This window comes from Lysinibacillus sp. GW823-FHT02G10 (assembly GCF_058797135.1).
The window spans coordinates 83,812-94,742 of record NZ_JBXAJI010000009.1 but is presented as its reverse complement, the minus strand read 5'-3'; the positions used below and the strand labels follow the sequence as shown (position 1 = coordinate 94,742).

At 38.2% G+C, this 10,931-nt stretch carries 8 protein-coding genes; all 8 read right to left on the bottom strand.

From position 1 onward, the window contains the following. Positions 1–313 precede the first annotated feature (313 nt). Positions 314–2,167, bottom strand: a complete 1,854-nt coding sequence (locus AC1RFD_RS20130) for an SLC13 family permease (protein ID WP_115673041.1) — start codon at positions 2,165–2,167, stop codon at positions 314–316. Between the two features lie 169 nt (positions 2,168–2,336). After that, positions 2,337–2,951 (bottom strand): nicotinate-nucleotide adenylyltransferase, encoded by a 615-nt coding sequence (nadD, locus tag AC1RFD_RS20125; RefSeq protein ID WP_048390705.1) that lies wholly within the window; start codon positions 2,949–2,951, stop codon positions 2,337–2,339. Positions 2,952–2,976: 25 nt separating this feature from the next. Next, positions 2,977–4,434 carry a nicotinate phosphoribosyltransferase gene (locus AC1RFD_RS20120; RefSeq protein WP_313870948.1) on the bottom strand — a complete coding sequence of 486 codons (1,458 nt, stop codon included), beginning with the start codon at positions 4,432–4,434 and terminating at the stop codon, positions 2,977–2,979. 19 nt (positions 4,435–4,453) lie between these two features. Then, positions 4,454–5,008 carry a cysteine hydrolase family protein gene (locus AC1RFD_RS20115; protein ID WP_054548938.1) on the bottom strand — a complete coding sequence of 185 codons (555 nt, stop codon included), beginning with the start codon at positions 5,006–5,008 and terminating at the stop codon, positions 4,454–4,456. An 80-nt stretch (positions 5,009–5,088) separates the two neighbouring features. After that, positions 5,089–5,889 (bottom strand): NUDIX domain-containing protein, encoded by an 801-nt coding sequence (locus tag AC1RFD_RS20110; protein WP_048390712.1) that lies wholly within the window; start codon positions 5,887–5,889, stop codon positions 5,089–5,091. A 152-nt stretch (positions 5,890–6,041) separates the two neighbouring features. After that, positions 6,042–7,319: an imidazolonepropionase gene (gene hutI / locus AC1RFD_RS20105; RefSeq protein WP_054548937.1), complete on the bottom strand. Its 1,278-nt coding sequence runs from the start codon at positions 7,317–7,319 to the stop codon at positions 6,042–6,044. After that, positions 7,316–8,986 (bottom strand): urocanate hydratase, encoded by a 1,671-nt coding sequence (gene hutU, locus AC1RFD_RS20100; RefSeq protein ID WP_004233805.1) that lies wholly within the window; start codon positions 8,984–8,986, stop codon positions 7,316–7,318. The genes hutI and hutU overlap by 4 nt, the downstream gene beginning before the upstream one ends. Before the next feature lie 167 nt (positions 8,987–9,153). Next, a complete protein-coding gene (gene hutH / locus AC1RFD_RS20095) occupies positions 9,154–10,668 on the bottom strand; it encodes a histidine ammonia-lyase (RefSeq protein ID WP_492475224.1) in 1,515 nt (504 codons plus the stop codon). Between the last annotated feature and the right edge of the window lie 263 nt (positions 10,669–10,931).

Here is a 10,931-nt window from a genome sequence, read left to right as displayed (position 1 = left end):
CAGCTACTTAAAACTTTATTGATTACGTTTTGCTTGTTCAGTTTTCAAGGTTCATGTTTTGCTTTATTTTAGCGTGTCACCCTGGCGACTTGTATAATACTACACCCTTATTTTTAAAAGGTCAACACTTTTTAATAAAAAACTTTATTTTTTTTATTACCAAAGTAAAACTTCCTATATTAATAACTAACAAATCTATTCACAAGCTAGTTCAATATTAGACCATGAACTAGAAAATAATTTTATCATAATTTCCTACAAAAAAATAATAGATCTTTAAAAAAACAAAAAACTCGGTAAAGAAACCGAGTTTTTAAAATGGGAAAAAGAACGGGATGGCTATCATCATCACAATAAACATAACAAGCTGTAACGGAACCCCTATTCTTACGAAATCCATAAATTTATAGCCCCCCGCTGTCATTACCAGTGCATTCGTAGGGGAAGCAATTGGCGTAGCAAATGCCATACTTGCTGCAACTGCGACTGCAATCATAAATGTTGTGGGACTAACCTCCATTGCAATGGCTGCACTCATGGCAATGGGTGCAAACAATACAGCAGTTGCCGTATTACTAATAAATTGACCGAAAATAGCTGTCAAAATATAAACTCCTATGAGTACACCGTATGGTCCGAAACCACCTAAAGCATTAATAATACCATCAGATAAAATGGTCATGCCTCCTGTTTTTTCTAACGCTGTCGCCATTGGTAACATGGCAGCTACTAATACAATACTTTCAAAATTCATATTGCTATAGGCATCTTCCATGTTTCTCAAGCAGCCTGTTAAAATCATAAGTACAGCACCAATCATCACAGAAATGACAGCAGGAAAAACTTCAAATGCCATCAAAATAATCATGAATAACATAATAATCCCCGCAATTCCAGCTTTGCCTGTAGCTGCTGCCACACTTGCGTGTTCTTTCGGCTGTCCTACAACCACGACATCTTGCGTTTCTCTTGCTAACAAAAGAATTTCATCCCATGCTCCCTGTACTAATATTGCGTCCCCAAATTTTAATTTGTGAGACACCATATCCTGAAGCTTGTAACCACCCTTACGATTAATACCAATGATATTTAGATTGTATTTTTCCCGGAACCCAAGGGAACTAACCGTTTCATTGATAAAGCTCGAATTCGGGGTAAGCAATACCTCTGCAATACCCAGATGCTTCGATACCAATTCATCGGCTTCTCCTTCAACTAATCCTTGCATCTCAAGATGATAATCCTCAACAAAACGCCGAATATCCTCTATTTCTCCTTGAACATATAACTCATCCTTGGCATGAATGACACTAGTTGGTCCTGCCATTTCTTGATAAGTCATCGGTAGTAAATTAATGCCCTCCTGTGATTTCCGATGAATTTTCATCATACAAAGCATATACTTAGCTGGTAGTTTTAATTCCGCTAACGATGTTTCAATAATAGGTGACTCCTCAGGGACGGAGATTTTAAATAGACGATTATTTAAATCATATTGTTTAATAATTTTTTTCGGTGAAAGTTTATAGCCTTCATTAGTCTGTGTACGGTTTTGATCCTTTGGTAATAAAATATTTCTTACAAGTACTAAATAGGAAATGCCAGCAATCATCCCCACGATACCAATAGGAGTTACTTCAAAAAAGCCAAGTTTGTTATAGCCTCGATCAACCAATAACTGACTGACAATTAAATTGGTTGGGGACGCAATCAGTGTCATCAGACCAGAAAGACTTGCTACATAGGAGAGTGGTAGTAGAAATTTAGAAGGGCTGACTTTCATACTTATTGCTATACTTACAACGATTGGCATCATTAAGGCGACAGTACCCGTATTACTCATAAATGCACCAACCGACCCTACAATAATAAGCAGTAGCACAAATAACTTCAGCTCACTATTGCCTGACCATTTTAGTAAGAGTTGCCCCGCCATGCCTGCCAGGCCCGTACGTAAAATCCCTGCACCCACGACAAATAACCCTGCAATCATTAAAACTACAGAGTTTGAAAAACCAGCTAATGCCTCCGAGGGCGTCAAAATATCCATAATGACAAATGCTAATAGTGACACAATTGCTACAAGATCTGCTCGTATTTTATTGGTCACAAATGCGAAAATTGTTGCTCCTAAAATAAGAAATGTTAATGTAAGCTGCACATTCATGAATTCCTTTCTAACATTAATCATTATTAAAAATTGACAGCAAAAAATTGTACTTCATTACTATTTTTATTATAGCTTACCCTGAGCTCTATATGATAAAATTCACCATCTTTTCAAAATTAAAATAAGTGTGGTAGTCATCCACACTTATAATGATAGCTTCACTATTTTATTTTTGGTAAAGATGATGTTCTTTAATATAGTTGTAACAAGCAGTAGGCAAGAGGTATCTCGGTTCTCCTCCCATTGCGAATTCTTCTCGAATATAGGTAGAGCTAATTTCCATCGCTAGCCCTTTATCTATAAGATGAAATCTTCCATCATCATTATTTCTTAAAATCGGAGAACGACTAATGGTTGATAGCATATCAATGCCATGTCGTGCCATTACAATAAATTTATTCTCCGCTACTAATGCGTCGCCCTTTTTCCATAAACCTGCACCAATATCCACTAGTAAATCAGCACCCATAATAAAATGCACCTCATCCTCTGGGTTCTTCTCTCTAAAGTATTTCATAGTGTCATATGTGTAGATATTCCAGCCTTCTTGATCCATCTCATAGGAATCTGCGATAAAACGATCGTCCTTAGCAATAGCTAACTGAAGCATATTCCAACGATGTGTATCAGCTGTTTTGATGGTTTTATCCTTGCGTTTATTTGAACAAGGCAAAAAAATAACCTTATCTAACTTACACCGATGTGCTACAGTGCTTGCTGTCCAAAGATGGACATTGGTAATAGGATCAAATGATGAACCATAAATACCTATTCTCGCCATCGTCTCTACCTCCTAGCAGTTACTTTTAAATACGTTGTGAAATCTTTTCTTTTATTGCCTGTATGCTTGCCATTTTATTGTCCCAACATACTTGACTTAAATCGACTGGATATTCTTCAGGATTCATTGTTCGTTTATACTCACACCACAATAAATGTAAGTTTTCCTGTACATATTTTTGTATTTCTTGAATAGTTGGCTCCTCATAAACAATATTTCCATTTTCTATAATACTTTCATGTAACTCTTTCGCCGTAAAATTTGTAACAAATTTACTAATATACGTATGAATAGGGTGGAACATTTTCAATCTTTCTTCTTGCTGTATGTTTTCATTATCTAACGCAATATAATCTCCTTCAGCATGACCATTCTCCGCATTAATAATACGGTAAACACGTTTACGTCCAGGTGTAGTCACTTTCTCAGGATTTGCTGAAATTTTAATGGTATCAACTAGTTCTCCACTTTCGTTTTCTATCGAAACTAATTTGTATACTCCACCAAGAGCTGCTTGATCATAGGCTGTAATCAGCTTAGTTCCGATTCCCCAAGCATCAATTTGCGCCCCTTGTGACTTTAAATGCATAATTGTATATTCATCCAAATCATTCGAAGCCATAATTTTAGTTGCAGTAAATCCTGCATCATCTAGCATTTTCCTTGCCTGTTTTGAGAGATAGGCTAAATCTCCACTGTCTAAACGGATACCAATAAAATTAATTTGATTCCCTAGCTCCTTCGCTACGCGGATAGCATTAGGAACACCAGAACGTAGTGTGTCATAAGTATCTACTAGGAAAACACAGTCTTTATGGGCTGCTGCGTATTTTTTAAACGCAGTATATTCATCTCGATAGGTTTGAATCATCGCATGGGCATGTGTTCCTGACACAGGAATACCAAATAATTTTCCTGCTCTTACATTGCTTGTTGCAGAGAATCCACCTATATAAGCAGCACGAGTTCCCCAAATAGCAGCATCAAATTCATGTGCGCGGCGGGTTCCAAATTCCATTACAACATCCTCACCCGTCACTTGTTTGATACGTGAAGCTTTTGTCGCAATCAGTGTTTGGTAATTAACGATATTTAACAACGGCGTTTCAATTAATTGAGCCTCTGCTAATGGTGCTTCAATTCGCAGGATAGGCTCGTTTGCAAAGACCAATTCTCCCTCTCTCATCCCCTTAATTGTCCCTGTAAATTTAAGTTCTTTTAGGTATTCAAGAAATTCCTCGGGATACTTCCCCTCTTCTCGTAAATATTGAATATCGCTTTGAGAGAAACCAAAGTTATTAATAAACTCAATCACTTTTTTCAATCCAGCGAAAACTCCATAGCCATTGCCAAATGGAAGCTTTCTAAAATATAATTCGAAAACAGCTTTACGTTGATGAACACCATCTTGCCAATAAGTTTGAACCATATTAATTTGGTATAGGTCCGTGTGTAACATGAAACTATCATCTACATATTTCATATTTTCCCCTCCATTCATGTCAAATAATAGTGGCACCTAGAGTATGCTCGAAATGATTTAACGCCCACTCATGTCCAGCTTCATTAAAGGAGGCGACAGCATTTTTATGAATGACGATATCGAACCCTTTATTATAAGCATCTACTGCTGTATGAAGAACACAAATATCTGTACAAACGCCGATTAAATGCAGCTCAGCAATTCCTCTTTCACGCAATTTCAATTCTAAATCTGTTCCTGCAAAAGCAGAATAACGCGTTTTATCAATGTAATAGACGAAATCTTGGTCTTTATTTTCTTCATATAATGAGTTTAATGCACCATATAACTCTCTACCTTCTGTATGACGAATATTATGAGGTGGGAATAGCTTTGTTTCTGGATGATAAATATCTCCCTTTTCATGAACATCTATCGCAAATACTGTAAAATCCCCCCTCTTAATAAACTCCTTTGTTAAATCAACATTTGCACGTTCGAGCAATTGCCCAGGCTCTCCGCAAGTAAGAGCCCCATCCGTCGCAACGAAATCCACTGTATAATCAATATTAATTAATGCACGCTTTTTCATCATTTCATCACTCCACTCTTTAATTAGTAATATTTAAATTACAAATTACTTTCTTTAAAATAAACAGGAAAGACGGATCTTTCCTAATGATAGATAGACTCTACCATTTCGAAATCATTAAATGTATAGAGCTGGGAAGGCCGGAACGAATTTCTTTTTGTTTTCTTCGGTTTTCCTTCTTCATCCAATGCTTTTTCGATAAATGGTAATTTAGGTGCTTTTGTAAAGAATACGGAATCGTTAGAGATTCGTGGATCTTCTCCAACTGTTAGAAGTACTCGTTGCAATTCTGATAATGTAAACTCTTGTGGTAAAAAGTTTTTAGCAACAGTTGTCTGAATCATATCCCTTTTAATAAAATGCAACGCATCGGAAATGATTTTTCGGTGATCGAAAGCTAATGGAAGCGTAAATACACTTTCTATATCAAACAGTTCTACATCGTCTGCATCATCATTCGCTTGACGTTGCTCAATATATGTCTCAGGAACAATGGCATAAAATGCATTTGAAATCATCCAACCACGTGGATCTCGATCGATCTCATCATAAACACCAAAATGTTGAACATGTAAACCTTCTACATTTGTTTCTTCTTTTAATTCTCTCTTTGCTGCGATAAAGGCAGTTTCTTTTTGATTTGCATCTACAAAGCCCCCAGGAAGTGCCCATTTTCCTCCTTCAATATTGGGATTTCCTTCAGCATCCCTAGTAGCACGCTTAATTAACATAATCTTTAGCGTCATGTTTGGCGGTGCTTTTTCCTCTGTTTTCTCTGAGGTAATTGTAAAAATAGCAATATCTGCGGTATATCCATCGGGTGTTTGATATTTTGAAGAATCATAATGAGCAAGCACTTCTTCTTCGGTACGAAATTTTGTCATTGTATAACCCCTTCTATAATTACAAGGTTCATGTAATTTGTAATTCGTTAATTACTATTTATTAGAATTATAATCTTTCATCAAAGCATTTGCAACTAATTTATAAAAAAAGCATAAATAAAGCTACTCCGCCTTATTTATGCCCATTATTATTATTGATCTTTCAGCAGAATTCCGTTTTGTACAACAACTTGCCCATTTTTGATTACTGTATGTGTATGATTCATGCCGTAGAAATATTGCAGTTGCTTGTAATTAGCAACATCAAGGATAAGTACGTCAGCTTTTTTATGTGCTTCAAGGGAACCAATTTGCTCGCCTCGATTTAGGGCATATGCTGCATTAATTGTTGTTGCCGTTAATACTTCCTCCAATGTCATACCCATATGCATGCAAGCTAAATTCATAATGAAGGGTAGGCTCATTGTTGGGGATGACCCAGGGTTAAAGTCTGTGGATATCGCCACAGGTACTCCCTCGTCAATCATTAGACGCCCTCTTGCAAAAGGTGCACGTAAAAAGAATGCAGTACCTGGCAGCAATACAGCAATTGTACCCGCTTCAGCCATTTTTCGAATTCCCTTATCAGAAGCAACTAACAAATGCTCCGCAGAAATGGCCTCTACTTCCGCAGCCAGCTCGGCGCCTTGATAAGGTTCGATTTCATCCGCATGTATTTTTGGCGTTAAGCCTAGTGCTTTTCCAGCCTCTAAAATGCGTCGGGATTGTTCGGGTGTAAAGACGCCTTTTTCACAAAATACATCATTAAATTCAGCCAACTCTAGTTCTGCTACTTTTGGCAGCATCTCATTGACCACCACATCCACAAATTCATCCTCACGCCCCTTATAATCACGAGGAACTGCATGGGCTCCCATAAACGTGCTAATGACATCAATATGATGTGCAGCTTGTAATTCTTTTGCGACCTCTAGCTGTTTCTTTTCCGTTTCCCAGTCCAAGCCATACCCTGATTTTGCTTCAACTGTTGTTACACCATGCTTTAAAAATACATCTAAATGCTGCATCGTTTTTTCATATAATTCATCAAAGCTTGTTTCTCGTGTACGCTTTGTTGTAGCATGAATGCCACCGCCTGCATTCATGATTTCCATATAGGTAGAACCATTTAATCTCATATTAAACTCTTGCTCGCGTGTTCCACCATGCACCAAATGTGTATGACAATCCACTAAGCCAGGCATAACAATCTTACCAGTAGCATCAATCGTTTCTGCCTTCTTTATTAATTCTGGGAAGTCAGCTTCTAGTTGCTCATACGCTCCTACTGCTACAATACGCTCTTCTTCAATTAGAACACTGCCATATTCTATTACTGCAATTTCCTGCATTTGTTCTTTTGTACGTGGTCCTTGTACATTACTTTTCAAGGTAATTACTTCATTTGCATTTTTTATTAGAATGGTCACTTCACATCACCCTTTAACATTGGTATATGGACACCTTTGTTTTTTGCTGTATTGATAGCAATATCGTAGCCTGCATCAGCATGACGAGCAACGCCCATTCCAGGGTCTGAAACTAATACACGTGCAATTTTTTCAGCGGCAAGCTCTGATCCATCTGCTACTAAGACTTGACCTGCATGCTGTGAATAACCCATTCCTACACCACCACCATGGTGTACGCTTACCCAGCTTGCACCACTCGCAGTATTAACAAGAGCATTTAAAATTGGCCAATCCGATACCGCATCCGAACCATCTAGCATTCCTTCTGTTTCACGATTTGGTGATGCTACAGAACCTGAATCTAAGTGATCGCGACCAAAGACAATTGGTGCTGATAATTCACCATTTGCAACCATTTCATTGACCTTTAATGCAAAACGATGACGATCACCATAACCCAACCAGCAAATGCGTGCAGGTAGCCCTTGCCATTTCACCATTTTTTGTGCCATATCAATCCAATTGACTAGACCCTCATCTTCAGCAAACATCTCTTTTGCCAGTGCATCTGTTTTATATATATCCTCAGGGTTTCCTGAAAGCGCCGCCCAACGGAATGGGCCCTTTCCTTCACAGAATAACGGACGAATATACGCTGGTACAAAGCCTGGGAAATCAAAGGCATTTGTCACACCCATTTCTTTGGCATAGGCACGAATGTTATTCCCATAATCAAATACTTCTGCGCCTGCCTCTTGGAACTCTAGCATTGTACGAACATGCTCTGCCATTGTTTCTTTTGCTTTACGCTCATATGTTTTTACATCCTCTTTGCGAAGTTTTAGCGCTTCTTCAAAGGTCATGCCATTAGGTACATAACCATTAATCGGATCATGCGCAGATGTTTGGTCTGTCACAAAATCTGGAATAATTCCACGATTCAACAACTCACGATTAACATCAGCACAGTTACCAACAAGGCCAATGGATGCTGGCTCATTTTGGTCACGTAATTTATTAACTAATGCAATTGCTTCATCTACAGTTTCTACAATATAATCACAGTAACCTTCTTTGATTTTACGTTCAATGCGAGCACGTTCAACTTCAACAACTAAGATTACAGCACCAGCCATTTTCCCTGCTAATGGCTGTGCACCACTCATACCGCCCATACCACCTGTAAGGATGAATTTACCACGTAAATCAGCAGTGCCAAATACCTTTTTGCCTGCTTCTACAAAGGACAGATAAGTTCCTTGTAAAATTCCTTGAGCACCAATATAAATCCAACTCCCAGCAGTCATTTGACCATACATCATTAAATCTCTTTCTTCTAATTCATAAAAGTGATCCCAATTTGCCCATGCTGGTACAAGGTTTGAATTGGCAATCAACACTCGAGGGGAATGCTCATGTGTACGGAATACAGCTACTGGCTTTCCAGATTGGATTAATAGAGTCTCATCATTCTCTAATTCTTTCAAAGATGCAATGATTTGTTCATAGCTTTCCCAGTTACGAGCAGCCTTACCAATACCCCCATAAACAATCAGTTCATCTGGATTCTCTGCTACCTCTGGGTCAAGATTGTTCATTAACATACGCATTGCTGCTTCCTGTGTCCATCCCTTACATGTTAGTTCATTTCCACGTGGTGCACGAATATCTGTCTTAAATACCATTAAAAACACGCTCCTTTTCCTATTAAAAAAATGTGAATGTTGCTGTCTAAAGCTATTAATAACTGAATATTCAGACTTAAATACATATAAATATTTTCAAAGCAGAGGCTACTCGGTGTATAAACCGAGCGACGCCTTTGCTCTTTCATATCAAAACTTAAACCAATTTACACATACTCATTTACTAAATCATTAATTGATAGTAAATATTTCGCCAATGCTTCAATTTCATCGCCAATTGGTTGATCGGCTAGTAATGGTGGACAAAATTCACGCACTTTCTTTAAGAATTTACTTGTAGTAGGAGATAATTGCTCTTCTGCCTTGTCTAAATGAATAGCCTGAGATGCACAAATCAATTCGATAGCTATAACGCGAGCAGCGTTGTGAACAATCTGACGTACTTGACGTGCCGAAGTTGTTCCCATACTTACATGATCCTCTTGGTTACCTGATGTAGGAATAGAATCCACACTCGAAGGATGTGCTAAAACTTTATTTTCTGAGACAATAGAGGCTGCTGTATATTGAGCAATCATAAGCCCACATTCAATCCCAGGGTTTGTTGCTAGAAACGGTGGTAGCCCTTCATTAAGTTGAGGGTTTACCATACGTTCTGTACGTCGTTCTGAAATATTGGCCCACTCACATACACCTATTTTCAAAAAGTCCATTGCCAAAGCTATTGGCTGTCCATGGAAATGCCCACCCGATAAAACCTCCCCGCTTTCTAAAACGATTGGATTATCAGTTGTTGCATTCATTTCTGTTTGAACACGGTCCTGTGCGTAGAAAAATGACTGCCAAGAAGCACCATGTACTTGCGGTATACAACGTAGTGAATAAGCATCCTGCATGCGAATTTCACCCTGCTTTGTCACACGTTTACTGCCATCGAGCCACTTACGAATACGCCCGCCTACTAGTTCTAACTCTGGATGTGGTCTTACCGCTAAAAGTGCTGGATCAAATGCCGAGGTAATGCCCTTTAAAGCTTCCAGTGTTAAGCTAGCAGCCATATCCGCTGCAAGACCGATTCGTTCAGCTTCATTGACCGTTAATACACCTATACCCGTCATAGCTTGTGTACCGTTAACTAATGCTAGCCCCTCTTTAGCTTGAAGTCTAACAGGGGTTAATCCTGCTTGCTTTAGCGCGTCACTACCACTCATGATTTCTCCGTTAAACTCAGCCTTTCCTTCTCCCACTAACACTAATGCCAAATGTGATAAAGGCGCTAAATCACCACTTGCTCCTACTGAACCTTGTGACGGAACAATTGGATGAACACCTTTATTAATAAGATTCAACAATAGTTGGACAGTTTCCTCACGAATGCCAGAAAATCCTCTGGCCAAAGCATTGGCACGTAACACCATCATTGCACGTACAACATCTGTTGGGAATGGTTCACCAACACCGGTTGCATCTGATCGTAATAAATTTAGCTGCAATAGCTCAATGTCTTCTTCTTCAATTTTTATATTGCTGAGTTTACCAAACCCTGTATTCACACCATAAATTGTTTGGCCTTCAGCTAAACGCTTTTCGATACGCTCTCTACTTAAACGAATACGTTCCAAACTCTCTGTAGCAAGCGCAACTGTTGCTTGCCCCTTCACGATTTCCTCTATTTGTTGTCTTGATAATGTATTGCCATCAAGCTCGATGATTGACTTCACATGACATCCCCCTATTCCCTATATGGCTATGTAAATAAATTATCTTCATTCATATTTTCGTAATATGAAAACATCAGTCTCAAACTTTTTAAGCGTTTTCATAACAAAAGTTGGCTTCTGCTGATGATCAATTACTCTATTTACATTGTACTAACTACCTTTTTCAGAATATAGAGAATTTTAATAGAGAAAACAAGACTTTTTTCAGATTATTATGTTATTTTTATTAATATAACCGTACTTTTATATGAAACTAGAATATT